At 65.9% G+C, this 18,044-nt stretch carries 19 protein-coding genes, 1 tRNA gene and 1 riboswitch; of the genes, 7 read left to right on the forward strand and 13 right to left on the reverse strand.

What is annotated here, in order from left to right:
* Nucleotides 1–88: 88 nt before the first annotated feature.
* From BRA1417_RS0102160 to BRA1417_RS0102185, 6 genes are all read right to left on the reverse strand, one after another.
* The gene (locus BRA1417_RS0102160) at nt 89–1,021 is read right to left on the reverse strand and encodes a sugar-binding protein (RefSeq protein WP_027514400.1); all 933 of its coding nucleotides are present in this window, start codon (nt 1,019–1,021) and stop codon (nt 89–91) included.
* Nucleotides 1,022–1,115: 94 nt separating this feature from the next.
* Nucleotides 1,116–2,198, reverse strand: coding sequence for an ABC transporter permease (locus BRA1417_RS0102165; protein WP_027514401.1), 1,083 nt, complete (start codon nt 2,196–2,198; stop codon nt 1,116–1,118).
* Nucleotides 2,198–2,956, reverse strand: coding sequence for an ATP-binding cassette domain-containing protein (locus tag BRA1417_RS0102170; RefSeq protein ID WP_027514402.1), 759 nt, complete (start codon nt 2,954–2,956; stop codon nt 2,198–2,200). The genes BRA1417_RS0102165 and BRA1417_RS0102170 overlap by 1 nt, the downstream gene beginning before the upstream one ends.
* Before the next feature lie 12 nt (nt 2,957–2,968).
* Nucleotides 2,969–4,291: a xylose isomerase gene (xylA, locus tag BRA1417_RS0102175; RefSeq protein WP_027514403.1), complete on the reverse strand. Its 1,323-nt coding sequence runs from the start codon at nt 4,289–4,291 to the stop codon at nt 2,969–2,971.
* The gene (gene xylB, locus BRA1417_RS0102180; RefSeq protein ID WP_027514404.1) at nt 4,292–5,746 is read right to left on the reverse strand and encodes a xylulokinase; all 1,455 of its coding nucleotides are present in this window, start codon (nt 5,744–5,746) and stop codon (nt 4,292–4,294) included.
* An 82-nt stretch (nt 5,747–5,828) separates the two neighbouring features.
* On the reverse strand, nt 5,829–6,887 hold the full coding sequence (locus BRA1417_RS0102185; protein ID WP_027514405.1) for a LacI family DNA-binding transcriptional regulator: 1,059 nt from the start codon (nt 6,885–6,887) through the stop codon (nt 5,829–5,831).
* Nucleotides 6,888–6,999: 112 nt separating this feature from the next.
* On the opposite strand from BRA1417_RS0102185, the gene BRA1417_RS0102190 reads away from it, so the two are divergent.
* Nucleotides 7,000–7,527 (forward strand): DUF1003 domain-containing protein, encoded by a 528-nt coding sequence (locus tag BRA1417_RS0102190; protein ID WP_027514406.1) that lies wholly within the window; start codon nt 7,000–7,002, stop codon nt 7,525–7,527.
* Nucleotide 7,528: 1 nt separating this feature from the next.
* Here BRA1417_RS0102190 and BRA1417_RS0102195 read toward each other — a convergent pair whose 3' ends face one another.
* From BRA1417_RS0102195 to BRA1417_RS0102205, 3 genes are all read right to left on the reverse strand, one after another.
* Nucleotides 7,529–7,996 carry a GNAT family N-acetyltransferase gene (locus BRA1417_RS0102195; RefSeq protein WP_027514407.1) on the reverse strand — a complete coding sequence of 156 codons (468 nt, stop codon included), beginning with the start codon at nt 7,994–7,996 and terminating at the stop codon, nt 7,529–7,531.
* A 10-nt stretch (nt 7,997–8,006) separates the two neighbouring features.
* Nucleotides 8,007–8,588 carry a helix-turn-helix domain-containing protein gene (locus tag BRA1417_RS0102200; protein ID WP_027514408.1) on the reverse strand — a complete coding sequence of 194 codons (582 nt, stop codon included), beginning with the start codon at nt 8,586–8,588 and terminating at the stop codon, nt 8,007–8,009.
* 231 nt (nt 8,589–8,819) lie between these two features.
* Nucleotides 8,820–8,893 (reverse strand) — tRNA-Gly (locus BRA1417_RS0102205).
* A gap of 171 nt (nt 8,894–9,064) precedes the next feature.
* Here BRA1417_RS0102205 and BRA1417_RS0102210 point away from each other — a divergent pair.
* From BRA1417_RS0102210 to BRA1417_RS0102230, 5 genes are all read left to right on the forward strand, one after another.
* Nucleotides 9,065–9,643, forward strand: coding sequence for a methylated-DNA--[protein]-cysteine S-methyltransferase (locus tag BRA1417_RS0102210; protein WP_027514409.1), 579 nt, complete (start codon nt 9,065–9,067; stop codon nt 9,641–9,643).
* Between the two features lie 9 nt (nt 9,644–9,652).
* A complete protein-coding gene (locus BRA1417_RS0102215; RefSeq protein ID WP_027514410.1) occupies nt 9,653–10,492 on the forward strand; it encodes a helix-turn-helix transcriptional regulator in 840 nt (279 codons plus the stop codon).
* 56 nt (nt 10,493–10,548) lie between these two features.
* Nucleotides 10,549–10,908, forward strand: coding sequence for a VOC family protein (locus BRA1417_RS0102220; RefSeq protein WP_027514411.1), 360 nt, complete (start codon nt 10,549–10,551; stop codon nt 10,906–10,908).
* A gap of 194 nt (nt 10,909–11,102) precedes the next feature.
* Nucleotides 11,103–11,504, forward strand: coding sequence for an SRPBCC family protein (locus tag BRA1417_RS0102225; protein WP_027514412.1), 402 nt, complete (start codon nt 11,103–11,105; stop codon nt 11,502–11,504).
* A gap of 100 nt (nt 11,505–11,604) precedes the next feature.
* Nucleotides 11,605–12,099, forward strand: coding sequence for a hypothetical protein (locus BRA1417_RS0102230; RefSeq protein WP_027514413.1), 495 nt, complete (start codon nt 11,605–11,607; stop codon nt 12,097–12,099).
* On the opposite strand, the gene BRA1417_RS0102235 is transcribed toward BRA1417_RS0102230, so the two are convergent.
* From BRA1417_RS0102235 to BRA1417_RS0102250, 4 genes are all read right to left on the reverse strand, one after another.
* The gene (locus BRA1417_RS0102235) at nt 12,096–13,541 is read right to left on the reverse strand and encodes an MATE family efflux transporter (RefSeq protein ID WP_027514414.1); all 1,446 of its coding nucleotides are present in this window, start codon (nt 13,539–13,541) and stop codon (nt 12,096–12,098) included. The two genes, BRA1417_RS0102230 and BRA1417_RS0102235, sit on opposite strands and share 4 nt — an antisense overlap.
* A 164-nt stretch (nt 13,542–13,705) precedes the next feature.
* Nucleotides 13,706–14,758 carry a hypothetical protein gene (locus BRA1417_RS0102240; RefSeq protein WP_027514415.1) on the reverse strand — a complete coding sequence of 351 codons (1,053 nt, stop codon included), beginning with the start codon at nt 14,756–14,758 and terminating at the stop codon, nt 13,706–13,708.
* A 104-nt stretch (nt 14,759–14,862) separates the two neighbouring features.
* Entirely contained in the window at nt 14,863–15,291 is a 429-nt protein-coding gene (locus BRA1417_RS0102245) for a PAS domain S-box protein (protein ID WP_027514416.1), read from the reverse strand.
* A gap of 175 nt (nt 15,292–15,466) precedes the next feature.
* Entirely contained in the window at nt 15,467–16,603 is a 1,137-nt protein-coding gene (locus BRA1417_RS0102250; protein ID WP_156948544.1) for a 2'-deoxycytidine 5'-triphosphate deaminase, read from the reverse strand.
* 80 nt (nt 16,604–16,683) lie between these two features.
* Nucleotides 16,684–16,763, forward strand: a riboswitch (SAM riboswitch).
* 70 nt (nt 16,764–16,833) lie between these two features.
* Between BRA1417_RS0102250 and BRA1417_RS0102255 the strand changes: the two genes are divergently transcribed.
* Entirely contained in the window at nt 16,834–18,030 is a 1,197-nt protein-coding gene (locus tag BRA1417_RS0102255; RefSeq protein WP_027514418.1) for an O-succinylhomoserine sulfhydrylase, read from the forward strand.
* Nucleotides 18,031–18,044 lie beyond the last annotated feature (14 nt).

The raw sequence follows: 18,044 nt of genomic DNA on the forward strand, positions 1-18,044 counted from the left end.
GAGTCTTCCCCAACAGCCAAATCATCTCTCCCGCTTGCGAAAAGCGCAAGCGGGAGAGGCACGCAGGAGCGTGGGGCTGGCGACGCTCCTACTTCAACATCTGCGCAACGTTGTCCTTGGTGACGAGATCGAGGCCGGTATAAACAATCTCCGGCACCTTCTCGCCCTTCTTGATGGCGAGCAGCGTGTCCATCGCCTTCTCGCCCATCTCGAACGGACGCTGACCAACCAGCGCATTGGCATAGCCATCGCGCAACAGCTCGAGCTGCATCTTCAGCGTATCGGCCACGACAAGCGTGAACTTGCCGGAATCGATATCCTTCTTGTACCTGGAGGCGAAGGCCTTGAAGCCTTCGGGGGCGAACATCGGCCAGCCGCCGATGGGAACGATCGCGGCGAGATCGGGCGTCGCCGTGCGCATGTCGGTCATCTGCTGAACCGCCAGCGCGGGATCGTCGTTGCAGAACGTAGGAGAGCCCGCGACCTCGGTCCATTTCGAGCCCTTCAACGCCTCGCGGACGCCGTCGACGCGTTCGGCGAGGTTCTTGGCGCCGGGACCACCCGAGACCATGGCGTATTTGCCGCCGTCGGGCCGCAGCTTCAGGAGCTGCTTGCCGAGGGCCACGCCGAACTCCTTGTTGTTGGTGCCGATATAAGCGATGCGCTTGGCGCCGGGCGCATCGGCGTCGAAAGTGATGACGGGGATGCCGGCCGCAGTCGCCGCGTCGATCGACTTGGTCATCGCCGCGACGTCGGCAACCGATATGGCGAGGCCATCGACCTTCTGGGTGACGAAGTCCTGGATGATCTGGGCCTGCGTCGCCGGCTCGTGCTCGACCGGTCCCTTGTAGATACACTCGATATTGCCGAGCTCCTTGGCACGCTTCAGGCAGCCGTCGCGCGCGAAGTCGAAGAACGGATTGTTCATCGCCTTGGGCACGATCACGAACCGGTAGTTTGCGGCAAACGCCGGCGTAGCCATCATCGCGACAGCGATGCCGGCAAGTAGATATTTCCTCATCGTCTCCTCCACCCTTCTTTGGCGCCTGTCCTCTCAAGATCGTCCGGGAAGTGGACAGGCGGCATTTTCGTTGCCGTCCCGGAACGACGTCGTTTCAGATCATCCGCGAGCGGATGCGATCGACCAATACGGCCAGGATGATGATCACGCCCACCAGCGTCTGCTGCCAGTAGGAGCTGACCTGGGCGAGCACGAGGCCGTTGCGGATCACCTCGAGCAGCACGCAGCCGACGATGGCGCCGAGTGGACCACCGATGCCGCCGGCGAGATTGGCACCGCCGATGACGGCCGCAGCGATCACGTTGAGCTCGTAGGACGTCGCCATGTTGGCCGGCGCCGACCCAAGCCAGCCGGAGATGATGATGCCCTGGAGGCCTGCGGCGAGCGCGCAGATCACATAAACCTCGATCTTCACCCGCACGACCGGGATGCCGGTGAGTTCGGCCGCCTTCTCGTTGCCGCCGAGCGCGAACACGTGACGGCCGAACGAGCTGTGGTGCAGCACCACGGCCATCGCCAGCGCGAGGACGATCAGATAAATGAATGGCACCGGCACGCCGAGCACGTCGCCCGACGTGAGCGCGTAGAAATAATCGGCATCCGGCCCACCTGGAAAGCTGCCGCGTCCGTTCGAGACGACATAGCCGAGCCCGCGCACGATCGAGAGCATGCCGAGCGTGGTGACGAACGGCGACAGGCCGAGCACCGCGATACAGAAGCCGTTGACGAGGCCGCAGAGCAGCGCGACGCCGAGGCCGGCGAGAAGCGAGACCACCAGGATCAGGCCGGGGACATTGGCGAGCACGGTCTTGCCGTCGGCCGCCATGTGCACGAACAGGGAGCCCGCCGGCGAACCGGGCGCCGACAACTCGGTCATCACCATCGAGGTGACCATGGCGGAGAAGCACATCATCGAGCCGACCGACAGATCGATGCCGCCGGTGATGATCACGAAGGTGACGCCGAGGGTGGCAATGGCGATGAAGGAGAAATTCTTCGCCACGTTCTGCATGTTGCCTTCGGTGAAGAAGTACGGGCTGGCGAAATGCATGACCACCAGCAGCACGGCGAGTGCGAGCAGGACATAGCCGGTCTGCGAGGCGAAGATGCCGCGCTGCCACCATCGGATCTTGCCGATGTTCGAGAAGGTGATCGGGGATTCCATGGGCATGGCCATCACGCCGCCTCCTTCGCGCCGGTGATCAGGGCGGTGACTTCCTCGGGGGAGGTCTGGTGGATGGGCTTGTCGGCCCGCTTTTCGCCGCGGCGCATGACGATGACGCGATCGCAGACCGCGAACACGTCGGGCATGCGATGCGAGATCAGCATCACGGCAACGCCCTGCTCCTTCAGCCGGTGGATCAGGCCGAGCACCTGCTCGACCTGACGGACCGAGATCGCGGCCGTGGGCTCGTCCATCATGACCAGCTTGGCGTTGGAGAGCCGCGTCCGCGCGATCGCAACCGCTTGGCGCTGCCCGCCCGACATCTGCTTGACGAGATCGTCGGGGCGCGTCTCCGAGCGCAGCTCGCCGAACAGCTCCAGCGCACGCGCCGCCATCGCCTTGTGGTCGAGCAACGCGAACGGCCCGATCCTGCGCTTCAGCTCGCGGCCGAGAAAGACGTTGGCCGCTGCGGTGAGATTGCCGGCGAGCGCAAGGTCCTGATAGACCACCTCGATGCCGACGCCGCGGGCATCGACGGGCCGGTTGAAATGAACCGCGCTGCCGGCGAAGCGGATTTCGCCGTGGCTGGGGCGGAAATTACCGGCGATGATCTTGACCAGCGTCGACTTGCCCGCGCCGTTGTCGCCCATCAGGCCGACGACCTCGCCGGGGAGGACGTGCATGTCGACATCATGCAGCGCGCGGATCGCGCCGAACTCCTTGCCGATGCCGGTCAGCTCGAGGACCGGTGTCGCTTGTGCATTTGTCATCAGCGGCCTTCCTCAGACGTAGCGGTTGACGAGGGATTCCAGATATTCCTGCCGGCCCGAGCGCGGCTGCGGGTCAAAGCCCGGGCCCTGCGCGCGGTCGGCAAGTTCGGCAAGCGAGCGCTGGCCGTCGAGAATGGCGCGGCCCTCGGGCCCGGCCCATCCCTCGTAGCGTTTCGCAAGCGGCGCAGTGAGCGCGCCGGAATCGAGCATGTCCGCGGCGGCGAGCAACGCCCGCGCGCAGGCGTCCATCGAGCCGACATGGGCATGGATCAGATCGTCGGGATCGATCGACTGGCGGCGGATCTTGGCGTCGAAATTCAGCCCGCCGGAGCTGAAGCCGCCGCGGCTCAGGAGCTCGTGGAACACCAGGGCAAGCTCGGGCACGTTCATCGCGAACTGGTCGGTGTCCCAGCCGAGCAGATCGTCGCCGCGGTTGATGTCGAGCGAGCCGAACACACCCAGCGCCTGCGCGAGCGCGACCTCGTGATGGAAGGAGTGGCCGGCGAGGATGGCGTGGTTCTGCTCGATGTTGAGCTTGACGTCCTTCAGCAGGTCGTAACGCGCGAGGAAGCCGTAGCAGGTGGCGACGTCGAAGTCATATTGATGCTTGGTCGGCTCCTTCGGCTTCGGCTCGATCAGGATCGGTCCCTTGAAGCCGATCCTGTGCTTGTGCTCGACGACGAGCGAGACGAAGCGGCCGAGCTGGTCGAGCTCGCGCTTGAGATCGGTGTTGAGCAAGGTCTCGTAGCCCTCGCGCCCGCCCCACAGCACATAGTTCTGGCCGCCGAGACGGTGCGTCACCTCCAGCGCGGCGCGGACCTGGCCGGCGGCATAGGTGAATATCTCGGGATCCGGATTGGTGGCCGCACCCGCCATGTAGCGGCGATGCGTGAACAAATTGGCGGTGCCCCAGAGCAGGCGCACCTTGCTCGAGGCCATCTTCGCTTCGAACAGGTCGGCGATGGCATTGAGGTTGGCGACGGATTCCGCGAGTGAATTCCCTTCCGGCGCCGCATCGACGTCATGGAAGGTGAAGAAGGGCACGTCGAGCAAGCGAAACAGCTCGAAGGCAACGTCAGCCTTGGCGCGCGCCTGCGCCATCGCATCGGTGCCGTGATGCCAGGGCCGCAGGAACGTCTCGCCGCCAAAGGGATCGCCGCCGGGCCAGCACAAGGAGTGCCAATAGCAGACCGCAAAGCGCAGATGGTCCTCCATCCTGCGGCCATGGACGAGGCGGTCCTTGTCGTACCAGCGGAAGGCGGGCGTGTTGCTCGCATCTCCGCCGGCGAAGGCGACGGGTACGTTTGTATCGAAGAATTTCACTGACGCAGTCACTCAGGCACACTCCTTCAACGCGGGATAAAGTTCGCGCCAGCGGCGATAGGCCTCGTCATAGGCCGCGCTGACCGATGCGCGAGGCGTAAAGCTCGCGAGCCGGCGCGGACGGGTGCAAACCGCAGCCGCGTCTTCGCCCGTGGCGGCGAGCCGGCCGAGCCTGGCGGCACCGAGCGCCGCTCCGACCTCGCCCTCCTCGACGCGGTGGACGGGAATGCCGAGCACATCGGCGCAGATCTGCGCCCACAGCAGCGAGCGCGAGCCGCCGCCGACGAGATCGACCTCGGCAAGCGGCCCACCCGCCGCGCTCAGCGCCGCCAGATTGTCGCGCGCGGCGAAGGCGACGCCTTCGAGCACGGCCTGAACGATCTGGGAGCGCCCGGTCGCACCGCGGAGGCCGACGAAGGCGCCGCTGGCGGCGGCATCGTTGTGCGGCGTGCGCTCGCCGTCGAGATAAGGCAGGAATTTGACCGGGCTCGGTCCATCGACACGCTCGCCGAGCGGCGCCAGCAGCGCTGCGGCCGGAACCTCCATCACGCCCGCGAGCCAAGCCAGCGACGCCGCCGCCGACAGCATCACGCCCATCTGATGCCAGCGGCCGGGCAGTGCGTGACAGAACGCATGGACCGCCGAGGCCGGCGCCGGTGCAAACCTGTCAGTGACGCGGAACACCACACCTGAGGTTCCCAGAGACAGAAACGCGTCGCCCGGCGCGATGGCGCCGAGCCCGATCGCGCTCGCGGCATTATCGCCGGCGCCGCCGGCGACCACGACATTCCTAGCCATGCCCCAGCGTTGCGCGTAGTCCGGCGCGAGCATTGCGCTGACCTCGCTGCCCTCGACGAGGCGCGGCATGTGATGGAGATCGAGCCCGGTGGCATGCAGCAGCAGGGGCGACCAGCGGCGCAGACCGACGTCGAGCCACAGCGTGCCGGCCGCGTCCGACATGTCCTCGACCATCTCGCCGGTCAGGCGATAGCGGACATAGGCCTTCGGCAGCAGCACCTTTGCGACGCGCGAGAAGATCTTTGGCTCGTGCCTGGCGACCCAGAGCAGCTTCGGCGCGGTGAAGCCGGGCATGGCCAGATTACCGGCGATCGTGTGCAGCGATGGGCAGCGCCGCTCCAGCGCGACGCATTCGGCGTGCGAGCGGCCGTCGTTCCAGAGGATCGCAGGACGCAGCGGCTGTCCGTCCTCGTCCAGCAGCGTCGCGCCATGCATCTGGCCGGATAGTCCGATGCCGCGCACCCGTGCGACCTCGCGCGGATGGCGGGCGGCAAGATCGTCAACCGCGCCGACCGCCGCATCGACCCAGCCATCGGGATCCTGCTCGGACCACAGCGGCGCGGGATGCGACAGCGCAAGCTCGCGCGCCGCCGTCGCGACAACCGCGCCGGCTTCGCAGACGAGCACCGCTTTCACACCTGATGTGCCGATGTCGATTCCGAGATACACGCCGTCCTCCCTTTCGCCTGTTGCGGTGCGCGAACTCAGAGTCGCCTTATCCGCAACGGGTCGTTTTGAATTCCACCTGCCGCTAAGGCAGATTGTCCCGCATCACGATGTCGATCCTGATCTTCTCCTGTTCGCGCAAGATCGGCTCGCCACGGGCGAGCGCGAGCAGCACACGCACGGCGGCGCGCGCTTCGTGTCCGGGGTTCTGCGAGATCGCGGCATGCATCACGCCCTGCAGCAGCAGCCGGCGCGTCAGCGCGGTGACGTCGTGTCCGACGAACACCACCTGCTTGTCGCGGCCGGCATCGCCCAAGGCCTTTTCATTCAACGCGTTGGCGACGCCTTGCGTGCCGGCGCCGACATTATAAAGACCCACGATGTCGCCATGCCGGCTCAACAGCCGCGCCAACACCTGCTCCGAACGCGCGTCCTCGTCGCGTCCTTCGAGCACCGGCAGCACGCTGAGGCCGGGGAATTCCGAGGCCATCACCTGGTTGAAGCCAAAAATGCGCTCGGCATGATCGCGCAGGCCCTGCGAGCCCGCGACGATCGCAACCTTGCCGGACTTTTGTCCGACCAGCCGCCCGACCAGCGCGCCGGCGGTGCGCCCCGCGGCAATGTTGTCGATGCCGACATAATGGTGCCGGCGCGACGACGGCACGTCGGAGACCAGCGTCACGACCTTGGCGCCGGCATCGACGAGATCGTCGATGGCAGCGCGGACGCCGGGATGGTCCAGCGCCACCACGGCGATGCCGTCGTAGTCGTCCGAGAGCCCTTCCAGGGAAGCGGCGAGCACCGACGGATCGAACACATCGGTTGCGACGGTCTCGACGCCGAGGCGGCGGGACGACAACCAGCCCGACATCTCGCCGAGATAATCCTGGATCTGCTGCATGAACGGGTTCGGCCCCGACGGCATCACGAAGGCGAAACGGCGGCCGCGGCCGCGGGCGAGCTCGGCGGCGGCCACGTGCGGCTGGAACGAATTGCGCTCGATCGCCTCCTTGACGCGCCGGACCGTATCCGGCCGCACGCCCGGGCGATTGTGCAGGACGCGGTCCACCGTCGCGAGGCTGACGCCGGCCTGGCGGGCGATGTCCTTCAGCGTCAGCGCGGTCGTGGTGAGCGTCTCGGCCATGGCTGAAGGCTAGCAGAGGTGTTTTGAGGTACGCAACTCATTTTGAGGGGCAGTAGGCGTTTTCCCGCAGCTGGGCCTAGGAACAGCCTTTCCCGTCCGCCGTTGCTGCCCCGTGCGTAACGATATCACCCATGATCCCGGCGAGGGATTGAGCCCGACGCTCGAGCGCAACATCCAGGCCCTGGTCGCGCGCCGCCGCCGCGAGCAGCACGCGGCCAAGGGTCAGGAAAAGGTCGCCGATGCGATCACGGCGTTCACCGGCAGCATGGCGTTCGTCTATCTCCACGTCGCGGTGTTCGGCTTCTGGATCATCGCCAATCTGCACTGGCTGCCGGGAATCCCGGCCTGGGACGAGAGCTTCGTGGTGCTGGCGATGATTGCTTCGGTCGAGGCGATCTTCCTGTCGACCTTCGTGCTGATCTCGCAGAACCGCATGAGCGCAGCAGCGGACAAGCGCGCCGATCTCGATCTCCAGATCAGCCTTCTCGCCGAGCACGAACTGACCAAGGTTGCCCGCCTCCTCACGCAAATCGCCGAGCGGCTCGACGTCCAGCCCGACTCGAAGCGCGATCTGGAGGAGGCAAGCCGCGACATCGCCCCCGAGCGCGTGCTCGATAGGATCGAGCAGACGCGCTCCTGAGCTATCGGCTCGCCGACAGATCCAGGGTCAGGAACAGGCTGTTGGGATCCTCGACATAGCCCTGGAACGGGCCGCAGAGGACAAAGCCATGCGCCCGGTAGAGCGCGTGCGCCGGCTTGAAATAGTCCCACGAGCCGGTCTCGAGGCTGAGCCGCTTCAGGCTGCGCGCGCGGGCTTCGCTAATGATGTGACGGAGCATCTGGCCAGCGAAGCCACGCCGCCGCGCCGTTTGCAGCGTGTGCATCGACTTCACCTCGCCATGATCAGCCGAGAGCATCTTCAGCGCGCCGGTGGCGACGAGCGTGTCGCTGTCCCAGCCGGTCCAGAACGCGACGTCGCTCGCGCGAAGGCCCGCGAGATCGAGCGCATGGGCGCTGCCGGGAGCAGTCTGCGCCCGCGCCGCCGTAACGTGATGATCGAGCAGCGCGATCACGCGGGGGTCAAAGGTGTCGCCAGTCCGGATCTGCATCGCCAGGGTCTCACATCTTGCCGTAGGACGCGCCGCGGCGCGTGATGATGACGTAGCGCGCGTCCTGCCTGGTCTCGTTCTCGAAGATCACCGCGCGCATCACGTCGAAATCGAGACAGTCGCCTTCGCGCAGGCGAACCGTCTTGGCGTCGATATGCACGCAGACCGCGCCCTCCAGCATCAGCAACTGCTGGGTGAAGGCGTTGCGGCCCCAAGGGCTGTAGGACACGCGCGCGCCGGTCGGCAGGTCGACGACGATGATCTCGATGCCGCTCGCCGCGTCCGTCGGCGAAGCGTGGCGGCGGCGATAGCCGCTGTCGGGATCGCGCCAGTGCGGCTGGTCGGCGAGCCGCACCAGCCGCTCCGGCGGCTTTTCGGCCAACGCGACGACGTCGCTGAGCGACACATCGAGCGCGGCGCAAAGTTTTCCGAGCAGCGCAGCCGTCGCACTGCTCTGCGCCCGCTCCACCCGCCCGATCATCGCCCGGCTGACGCCGGAGCGGCCTGCGAGCTCATTCAGCGTCATGCCGGCCTGCGTCCGCAGCGTCTTCAAGCGACGACCGATCGCGCGATCGAGCTTTTGCTGGTCCATTGCTTGTAGGTCCTGGCTTTCATCCGAACACGCCCTGGCGCGGTGACCGCAAACCGCCAGGAGCTTAGCCGAGAGAGCGGCGGGTGCAGGTCATCATGGGCTAATATATTGGAAACTTGTCTGGCGCACGCGAGAGAACATCGGCCCTTCTTCGCCAAGGCTTCGAAGGGCATCCTGCGTCGCGGTGCCGGGATATCAAAGTCCTGCGAAGCGCCTTGACGCGAAGCGGGATGGAGCGGGCGAAGGGAATCGAACCCTCGTATGCAGCTTGGGAAGCTGCCGTTCTACCATTGAACTACGCCCGCGGATGCGCAGCCTGCGCCCGCTCTGATTAGCCGAGACGGCGCATCTCGCCAAGCGCTTTGGCGCAGCCCGCCTGACCCTTCTTAAGTTTCCGTCAAGATTTTGGGTGCGCCGGATTGTGGCGGTGTTATGATCGCCTGTCTGGGGAGACGTGCACTGAGTGGGGCGTGTGCATGGTGGGGCGTGGCTACGCGATATTCGACACGACCGTAGGGCGCTGCGGCATCATCTGGAGCAGCACCGGTATCGTTGCCGTGCAATTGCCGGAGGCGCGGGAGATCGACACCCGCCGCCGGATTTTCCAGGTCCATCCCGAGGCGCGCGAGCAACGGCCTTCCGCGAACGCCGCGTTCGCGATCGAGGGTATCGTGGGCTTGCTGCAAGGCAGCGATGCTGATTTTTCCGAGGTCAGCCTGGACGCGAGCGGGGTGCCCGGTTTCAACCGGCGGGTCTATGAAGCCGCCTGCGCCATCCCGCGCGGGGAGACGCGCACCTATCACGAGATCGCCAAGGCGCTGGGCGCCTCCGGCGCCGCGCATTCGGTGGCACAGGCGATCGCGAGAAACCCCTATATGCTGATCGTGCCCTGCCACCGGGTGCTGGAGGCCGGCAATTACACCGACCGGCTCTCGCCCTATGGCGGCGTGATCTCCAAGCGGCGCCTGCTGTCGCTGGAGGGCGCCCATCCGATCGCCAGCAAGACGCTGTTCGACGTCCTGCTGCCCGTTGCCCCGCCCCGAGCGCCCACCTAGATAGGCGGGATGGACGCGACCTCGCTGCTGACCACGCCCTCGATGACCGTCTCCGAGTTTCGCTGCGACGCGGGACCGGACGACAGCCCGTTTGCGGAGTGCCGCACCGGCCATTCCATCGCCTATGTCCGCGCGGGCAGCTTTGGCTGTCATTGCCGCGCCGGCTTCTTCGATCTGGTCGCGGGCTCGATGCTGGTCGGCGCGCCGGGCGAGGAATACACCTGCACGCATGAGCATGTCGCTGGCGACGTCTGTCTGTCCTTTTTCCTCAGCGACGATCTGGTCGACGCGCTCGGCGGCCGGCGCGACGTCTGGCAAGTCGGCGCGACCCCGCCGCTGCCCGAGCTGATGGTGCTGGGCGAGCTCGCCCAGACGGCGGCAGATGGCAACAGCGATCTCGGTCTCGACGAGGTCGGGCAGATCCTCGCCGGCCGCTTCGTCGATGTCGTCTCGGGCAAGGCGCGCAAGCCGACGACGCCGACCGCACGCGACCGCCGCCGGGCCGTGGAAGCCGCCCTGTGGATCGACGCCAATTCGCATGCCGAGGTCGACCTCGAACAGGCGGCGCGGCAGGCACGCCTCAGCCCCTTCCACTTCCTGCGGCTGTTCTCGGCCGTGCTCGGCGTCACCCCGCATCAATATCTGGTGCGCTCCCGGCTACGGCATGCGGCACGGCTGCTGACCGACGACGACATCGCCGTCACCGACATCGCCTATGACGTCGGCTTCGGCGATCTCTCCAACTTCGTCCGCACCTTCCACCGCGCCGCCGGCGTCTCGCCGACCAAGTTCCGTCAGGCCTCAAAGGGAGAGCGCAAGATTCTCCAAGAGCAGCTCGCCCTCAACTGACTAGGTTCGTCTCCGGCGCGCGCCGATTGCGGCGCGCTTTGGAAATGGAGACGACCATGTACGACCATATCGGATTGCGCGTTGCCGACCTCGACGCCGCCACGCGCTTCTACACCGCGGTGCTGGCGCCGCTCGGTTACGTCCTGTGCTCGAGTGGCGATGGTTATGCCGGCTTCGGGCCAAAGGGCGAACCCGCGCTGTGGCTGCACCTGAACAAGGGACGCAAGGCCGATGGCGCGCATATCGCGTTTCGCGCTGGGGATCATGATTCGGTCAAGGCATTCCACAGCGAAGGCTTGAAGAGCGGCGGCCGCGACAATGGCGGCACCGGCCCGCGCAAGGACTACAGCCCGACTTACTACGCGGCGTTCTTGATTGATCCCGATGGCAACAATGTCGAGGCGGTTTGTGCGTGAGTGCGGCAGCCCTCACTACACACACACACTGTCATGCCCCGGCTTGGCCGGGGCATCCAGTACGCCGCAGCTTCTCGATTTCATTACAGCGCCTCTGGAATACTGGATCGCCCGATCAAGTCGGGCGATGACAGCTGAGATGACGGCGCAATCGCTCGCTTCTCTACATCACAGGACTCAACCAGGATTCTAAAATGGCCTCCATCCACAACGACATTCCCCTCCCCGCGCCCGCGCGCGACGTCTGGGATGCGGTGCGCGATTTCGGCGCGCTGCATCGGCGGCTGGCGCCGGGCTTCGTCACGGCCTGCACGCTCGACGGCGACGCGCGCGACGTCACCTTCGCCAATGGATCGGTGGCGCGCGAGTTGCTGGTCGATTGCGACGATGCCGGGCGGCGGCTGGTCTACGCGATCAACAACGAGCGGCTGAAGCATTACAGCGCCTCGGTGCAGGTGATCGCCGAGGGCGAGGCGAGATGCCGCCTGGTCTGGATCATCGACATGCTGCCGAACGAGCTCGCGACTTATGTGCAGGGACAGACCAAGGACGCTGTCGCCGCCATACACAGAGCGTTCCCGGCCGCGGCGGCGTGATCTTTCTCACGGAGCTCAGCCCTCGTCCGCACTAACCATGGCGGCGTGCGTCCGGTTGGCTCCGCTCTCCCGGCGGCGCCACGCACGCGAGGAGCAGGCCATGAGAGGTGCGGACAAGGTAATCTGCCAGGCGGCCGCCGTGCTGCTGATGTTTTCGATTTCGAGCGCGCCGGCAAAGGCGCAGTTCCTCGGCGGCGGCGGTGCCGGCGGCGAGGACATGATGACCCAGATGGCGCCGATGCTGGAGATGATGAAGGCCAAGATGGGCAAGCGCCGCTTCGGCATGATGATGCAGACCATGGGCCCGATGATGAGCCGCATGATGGAGAATGGCGGTGGTGGTCTTGGCGGCGTGATGGGCGGCGGCGGAATTGGCGGCGTCGGCGGCGGTTTCGGGGCGCCCAATTACGGCGGCTACGCGCCGATGGCCGGAGGCGGCCACATGCCGACCGCAGTGGGCGGCATGGGCGGCGGCGATATCATGGGCATGCTCGGCGGCGCCGGCGGCGGCGACATGATGGCGATGATTCCGCAACTGATGCGGCTCGCCAATGTCGGCGGCAGTGGCGGCCATCGCCGCCACAGGCATCGCTAGTCCGCAGCGGCCGACAGAGCCGGCCTGATCGCAGGTTTGGTTTGGCGCGGTCCCCAGCGCGTCAGCACCACGCTGGAGCACGAGAGCAGGCCGAGCACGACCATCGAGCTCGCCGCCAGCCAGAAGAAGCTTTGCGCGGTGGCATCATGCGTCGACAGCCACCAGCCGACCGCCGAGATGTAGATCAGCCGCGCAGTCTGCGCCAGCACCGGTCCGATCACCTTCGCAGCGCCCTGCGACGAGAAATACATGGTCGAGGCGAGGCCGATGAAGGCGTAGAACGGCGCCACCGTCGACAAATATTGGTGGCTGGTTGCGCGCACGGTCGCGCTGTCGGTGAAGATGTTGACCCAGAGATCGGGAAAGGCCGCGACCAGGCACGCCGGTGCACCGACGGCAACGAAGGCGCTCGCCGCCGCGATCCAGGCAATGCGCCGGGCACGGGCGATGCGACCGGCGCCGACCGCCATGCCGATCATCGGCACCGAGGCGATGCCGAACGAGAACGCGATCGAGGTCAGCAGGAATTCAAGCCGCGCACCGATGCCGTAGCCGGCGAGGATCGCGGTGCCGAATTTCGCAAGCATGTGAGTGAAGATCGAGATCGTCAGCACCGATTGCAGCGGCGAGAAGCAGGCGATGGCGCCGACCTTCAGGATATCGAAAAACATCGCCCATTGGATGCGAAGTCCGCGCAGCTTCGGCGTCACGCGGGCGCGGCCGGAGAACAGGTACCAGCCCATCACGCCGATGTTCATACAATAGGCAATCAGCGCGCCGGCGGCGACGCCGCGCATGCCGAATTGCGGCACCGGACCGAGTCCGAGCCCCAGCGTGCCGCCGAGCACGATCTGCCAGGCCGCGGAATTGAGGATCAACAGCGACGGCAGCTTCATGTTGCCGGTGCCACGCAGGACCCCGGCCATGGTGTTGAGCAGCCAGGGCAGCACGGCGCCGCCGAAAAACACCTGGGTGTAGGCGATCGCATGCGTCAGCACATCGCCGCGGCCGCCGAGCATTTCCAGAACGCGCGGCCCGAAGATCAGCATGCCCAGCATGAAGACGAGGCCGAAGCTGATGCCGATCAGCAGCGCGTGCGCGGCGAGCGTCCCGGCGCGCTCGCGATCGCCGGCGCCGAGCGCCCGCGCGATGGCGGACGCCACCGCGCCGCCCATCGCACCGCCCGACATGGTCATGGTCAGGATCACTGTCGGAAACACCAGCGCCATCGCGGCCAGCGCTTCCACACCAAGACGTCCGATATAAGAGGTCTCCGCAATCACGGTGCAGGTGCCGGCGGAGAGCGCGACGACGTTGGGCCAGGCCAGTCCGAGCAGCGTGCGCAGGATCGGCCCGTCCGTCAGCGCGCTCCTCACGGGCCGCGGGGGCGGCGGCAGCGGACGCTCCTGTTCATCGACCGGGATTTCGGCGATGTCTGACATGTCCTCTCCGGGCGAAAGCGCCATTTGCGGCGCAGCAATGCTTAGGTGTGCCAATGAATTGGTTCGCGCGCAGGGCGCAGCGAGAGGCTTGTTAGCACGACACGCAGCGATTCCTCCTGCGCCAGGTGCAGGCGTGCCCTGCGGCAGCGCATTTCGCAAAGGAATTAATCGATGCGCCAGACCAGCGGCCGACGGCAGGGCGGTGTCGGGGACAGATGCACGCCGATGTGCCGCCCGCATCCGGCCGCAAGCCCTTCGAACAATCCCGCCAGCACCTCAGCGCAAGCGGGGTGGTTATCGGCGAGGTCTTCCATCAGCCTCCAGCTCTGCTGACGGATTTCGAACGTGCCTTCGGATAGCGTCGTCTCAGCCACATCGTCCTGCGCGACAAACAGCGCGTTGAGGAACGTCGCGAATTCGCTCGCACCTCCGCGGCCCATCGACAGCGCCGCAGCGACCTCGTCAAAATATTGCATCCCGATCAGCTTGCCCGTGAGGTGCAGGAGATAGCCGGCATCCTCCGGACCGAACAGTTGCACCATCACCGGCGCGGCGGTGCGCACATATTCCATGGCGTAGTTTCGATAGGCTTTTTCCAGTCGCGGTCTTGGCCAGCTTGCGACCGGCAACGCCGGAGCCGCGGCTGCATCGAACAGCGGCGCTTCGAGATGCCGCGCGAACACAAGGCGCTGGTCGAGCTCGAGCGGTTGGTCATATTGGTAATAGTAGCCTTCGAGCCCATCCTGGCCGTCGACGCTCTGCTTGGTGCAGACGAACCCCAATCTGGTATCGCCGAGCGCGACACCGTTGTTGGCGTGCCAGCCGCGCAGCATCGCGCGCGAGACTTCGCCCGGCACGCCGCAGATCGCAGTGCCTTTCCAGATCCAGCGCGGCGGCGGATAGCGGATCCAGGCCTTGCGGTCGCTCTCATACATGTATTCGACGTGCACGCCGCCGATCCAGTTCGAGAGATAGTGATATTGCGCGGCCGCCACGGCGGGAGGCAGATGGCTCAGCCCGAGCTTCTCCAGCCCCGGCAGGAAGCGTTCCTGCTGCTGGCGGCGGAACACGCGAAAGACGAACTCCGCAGCATCCGCCGTGCCGCGACGCGTGACCACGGTGAGGATCAGGCCGGTGAAATAGGCGTGATAGAGATCGGCAACTGCGCGCCAGCGTTTCCACTGAGCTTCCTGCGCTGGGTCTGATGCGGCGGTCATGTTCGCTCCCGATCGTTATTTTGATCGAGTGTGTCACCGCATCCGGTGACGGACAAGGCGAGCCGCATGCAGGGCGCCCTGCACGCCGGCTCGCCAATTCCGCATCACGAAGTTTGCGCAGGCTTATTTTGCGCAGCTTTGGCGGCACGCTCGCGCTCGACGCGCTCGGTCACGTCGCGCGCCATCGCCACCGATCCCTGCACCACTCCAGCGGCATCCCGCACCAACGCAAAGGTCATCTCGATGTAGAGCTTGCGTCCGTCCTTGTGCAGCGCGCGGGTCAGTGTCGGCTTGCCCGCAAGCTTCATCGCGCCGCTGGCAAGCGCGGCCTCGAAACCCTTCCAGTGCGCGGCGCGCAGATGTTCGGGAATGATCAGGTCGAGATTCTGGCCCAGCGCTTCGTCCGCGGAGAAGCCGAACAGTGCGGACGATGCGCGATTCCAGCGCATGATGGTGCCGGAGCGATCCGAATAGATCAGCGCATCGGCGACGTCGTCGAGGATTTTTGCGTCGAGTTCGGATTGATCTGTCATTTCGCCACCTCGTCGTAGCCCGGATTCGCTTCTTATCCTGACACAGATTCGGTGTCATCGCCCGACTTGATCGGGCGATCAGTATTCCAGAGGCGGATGTGATCGAACCGATAGGCTGCGGCGTACTGGATGCCCCGGTCAAGCCGGGGCATGACAGCGGAAGGTGAGGCTATCCCTACACCCGGAAATGCTTGCTCAGCTTGAGGCCCTGCGCCTGGTAGTTCGAGCCGATGCGCTGGCCGTACATGGCGTCGGGGCGGGCTAGCATCTTCTCGTAGACGAGGCGGCCGACGATCTGGCCGTGCTCGAGGATGAACGGCACTTCGCGCGAGCGCACTTCGAGCACGGCACGCGACCCCAGCCCGCCGGCGCCGGCATAGCCGAAGCCGGGATCGAAGAAGCCGGCGTAGTGCACGCGGAACTCGCCGACCAGCGGATCGAACGGCACCATCTCCGCGGCGTAATCGGGCGGCACCTGCACGGCCTCTTTCGACGCGAGGATATAGAACTCGCCGGGATCGAGGATCAGGCTGCCGTCGGGACGGGGCGAGATCGGCTCCCAGAACTCCTCGACGGAATAGCCGGCGCGGCGATCGACGTCGATGACGCCGGTGTGGCGCTTGGCGCGGTAGCCGACGAAGCCGCCGCTCTTTTCGCCGGAAAGATCAACCGAGACGGCAACGCCGCCGGTGAGATCGGCATCGTCGATATCGACGAGACGCTCGGTCGCATGCAGCGCCTCGAGGTCGTCGATGTTGAGGATGGCATCGCCGGTGCGGAAGCGCACCTGGCTAAGGCGCGAGCCCTCGCTGACCAGCACCGGGAACGTCTTCGGACTGATCTCGGCATAGAGCGGGCCGTGATAGCCGGCACCGATCATGTCGAAGCGGCGGGTGCCGTCGGCGATCACGCGGGTGAAGACGTCGAGCCGGCCGGTCGAGCTCTTCGGGTTGGCGGCCGCGACGATCTCCGGCGGCAGCGCGAGGCTTTCGAGCAGCGGCACGATGTAGACGCAGTTGGTCTCCAGCACTGCGCCGTCGGCGAGGCTGAACTCGTGAAGCTTCAACTCGTCGATGCGCTCGGCGACGGTGGCGCCGGGACCGGGCAGGAAGCTGGCGCGAACGCGATAGGCAATGTCGCCGAGGCGAAGGTCGAGGCTCGCCGGCTGGATCTGGCTTTCGACGAAGTCGTAAGCGGGCAGGATGAGACCGCCCTCCGCCATCGCCGCGATCATGCGGTCGGGCAGGATACCATTGGCGTCGGCGGCGACCGTGAACGTCAACCCGGGGTCCTCATCAGGGATCAAACACATCCCGACATGTGGGAAATATGAGCGTTTTACGGCTATCCGATGGACGTCTTGACGGAAAGGGCATTGCGGAATATGAGCATGACTTATCCCGTGGTGATTTGAGCCGGCCGGCTTGCAGCCACGTTAAATAAGTCGCTAAACAGGCCGGGGACCTCTGTGATCCCGGCCCGTGGAAATATTCCAGGCCGGTTTTTTTGTGACCATTTTCGATGGTCGCTTCAGGAGGTCCTATGTCGAAGTCCCCGGCGCCAACCGCCCACTACCGTCCCGAAACCCGCCTGGTCCATTCCGGCACGCTGCGCTCGCAATATGGCGAGACGTCGGAGTCGCTGTTCCTGACCCAGGGCTACGTCTACAACAGCGCCGAGGAGTGCGAGGCGCGGTTCAAGGGCGAGGATCCCGGCTTCATCTATTCACGCTACTCCAATCCGACCATCTCGATGTTCGAGCGGCGGATGATCGAGCTCGAAGGCGCCGAAGCGGCACGTTCGGCCGCGACCGGCATGGCCGCGGTGACGACCGCGATCCTGGCGCCGCTGAAGGCCGGCGATCACGTCGTGGCCTCGCGCGCGCTGTTCGGGTCGTGTCTCTACGTCGTGCAGGATTTGCTGCCGCGCTACGGCATCGAGACGACGCTGGTCGACGGCCTCGATCTCGACCAGTGGCAGCGCGCCATGAAGCCGAACACCAAGACGTTCTTCCTGGAGAGCCCGACCAACCCGACGCTCGACGTGCTCGACATTCCCGGCATCGCCGAGATCGCGCACAGCTGCGGCGCGCGGCTCGTCGTCGACAACGTGTTCGCCACTCCGATCTGGCAGAGCCCGCTCGCGCTCGGCGCCGACGTCGTGGTCTATTCCGCGACCAAGCACATCGACGGCCAGGGCCGCTGCCTCGGCGGCATCATCCTGTCCTCGGAAGCGTTCATCGCCGAGCACATCCACAATTTCATGCGCCAGACCGGCCCGTCGATCTCGCCGTTCAACGCCTGGGTCCTGCTCAAGGGCCTGGAGACGCTCGCCGTGCGCGTGCGCGCGCAGACCGAGACGGCGGCGCGCGTCGCGGACGTGCTGGCGAGCCATCCGAAGATTTCGCGGCTGGTGTTTCCCGGCCGCGCCGATCATCCGCAGGCTGCATTGGTGAAGAAGCAGATGCGCGGTGGCTCGACGCTGGTCGGCCTCGAGGTCAAGGGCGGCAAGCAGGCGGCATTCCGCGTGCTCAACGAGCTCAAGCTCGCCAAGATCTCGAACAATCTCGGCGACGCCAAGAGCCTCGTCACGCATCCCGCCACCACGACGCATCAGCGCCTCAAGCCGGAGGACCGCGCCGCGCTGGGCATCAGCGAGGGCTTCATCCGCTTCTCGGCGGGGCTGGAGCACGCGGACGATCTGATCGAGGATCTGACCGCGGCGCTGGAGAAGGCGTAAGGTCCTGTGTCGTC

This window comes from Bradyrhizobium sp. WSM1417 (assembly GCF_000515415.1).
GTDB lineage: Bacteria > Pseudomonadota > Alphaproteobacteria > Rhizobiales > Xanthobacteraceae > Bradyrhizobium.

What these genes read in the sequence shown, in the direction of transcription:
- BRA1417_RS0102160 (WP_027514400.1), bottom strand. Translation starts at nt 1,021, where the DNA reads ATGAGGAAATATCTACTTGCCGGCATCGCTGTCGCGATGATGGCTACG.
- BRA1417_RS0102165 (WP_027514401.1), bottom strand. Translation starts at nt 2,198, where the DNA reads ATGGCCATGCCCATGGAATCCCCGATCACCTTCTCGAACATCGGCAAG.
- BRA1417_RS0102170 (WP_027514402.1), bottom strand. Translation starts at nt 2,956, where the DNA reads ATGACAAATGCACAAGCGACACCGGTCCTCGAGCTGACCGGCATCGGC.
- BRA1417_RS0102185 (WP_027514405.1), bottom strand. Translation starts at nt 6,887, where the DNA reads ATGGCCGAGACGCTCACCACGACCGCGCTGACGCTGAAGGACATCGCC.
- BRA1417_RS0102195 (WP_027514407.1), bottom strand. Translation starts at nt 7,996, where the DNA reads ATGCAGATCCGGACTGGCGACACCTTTGACCCCCGCGTGATCGCGCTG.
- BRA1417_RS0102200 (WP_027514408.1), bottom strand. Translation starts at nt 8,588, where the DNA reads ATGGACCAGCAAAAGCTCGATCGCGCGATCGGTCGTCGCTTGAAGACG.
- BRA1417_RS0102210 (WP_027514409.1), top strand. Translation starts at nt 9,065, where the DNA reads ATGGTGGGGCGTGGCTACGCGATATTCGACACGACCGTAGGGCGCTGC.
- BRA1417_RS0102215 (WP_027514410.1), top strand. Translation starts at nt 9,653, where the DNA reads ATGGACGCGACCTCGCTGCTGACCACGCCCTCGATGACCGTCTCCGAG.
- BRA1417_RS0102220 (WP_027514411.1), top strand. Translation starts at nt 10,549, where the DNA reads ATGTACGACCATATCGGATTGCGCGTTGCCGACCTCGACGCCGCCACG.
- BRA1417_RS0102225 (WP_027514412.1), top strand. Translation starts at nt 11,103, where the DNA reads ATGGCCTCCATCCACAACGACATTCCCCTCCCCGCGCCCGCGCGCGAC.
- BRA1417_RS0102230 (WP_027514413.1), top strand. Translation starts at nt 11,605, where the DNA reads ATGAGAGGTGCGGACAAGGTAATCTGCCAGGCGGCCGCCGTGCTGCTG.
- BRA1417_RS0102235 (WP_027514414.1), bottom strand. Translation starts at nt 13,541, where the DNA reads ATGTCAGACATCGCCGAAATCCCGGTCGATGAACAGGAGCGTCCGCTG.
- BRA1417_RS0102240 (WP_027514415.1), bottom strand. Translation starts at nt 14,758, where the DNA reads ATGACCGCCGCATCAGACCCAGCGCAGGAAGCTCAGTGGAAACGCTGG.
- BRA1417_RS0102245 (WP_027514416.1), bottom strand. Translation starts at nt 15,291, where the DNA reads ATGACAGATCAATCCGAACTCGACGCAAAAATCCTCGACGACGTCGCC.
- BRA1417_RS0102250 (WP_156948544.1), bottom strand. Translation starts at nt 16,603, where the DNA reads ATGTGTTTGATCCCTGATGAGGACCCCGGGTTGACGTTCACGGTCGCC.
- BRA1417_RS0102255 (WP_027514418.1), top strand. Translation starts at nt 16,834, where the DNA reads ATGTCGAAGTCCCCGGCGCCAACCGCCCACTACCGTCCCGAAACCCGC.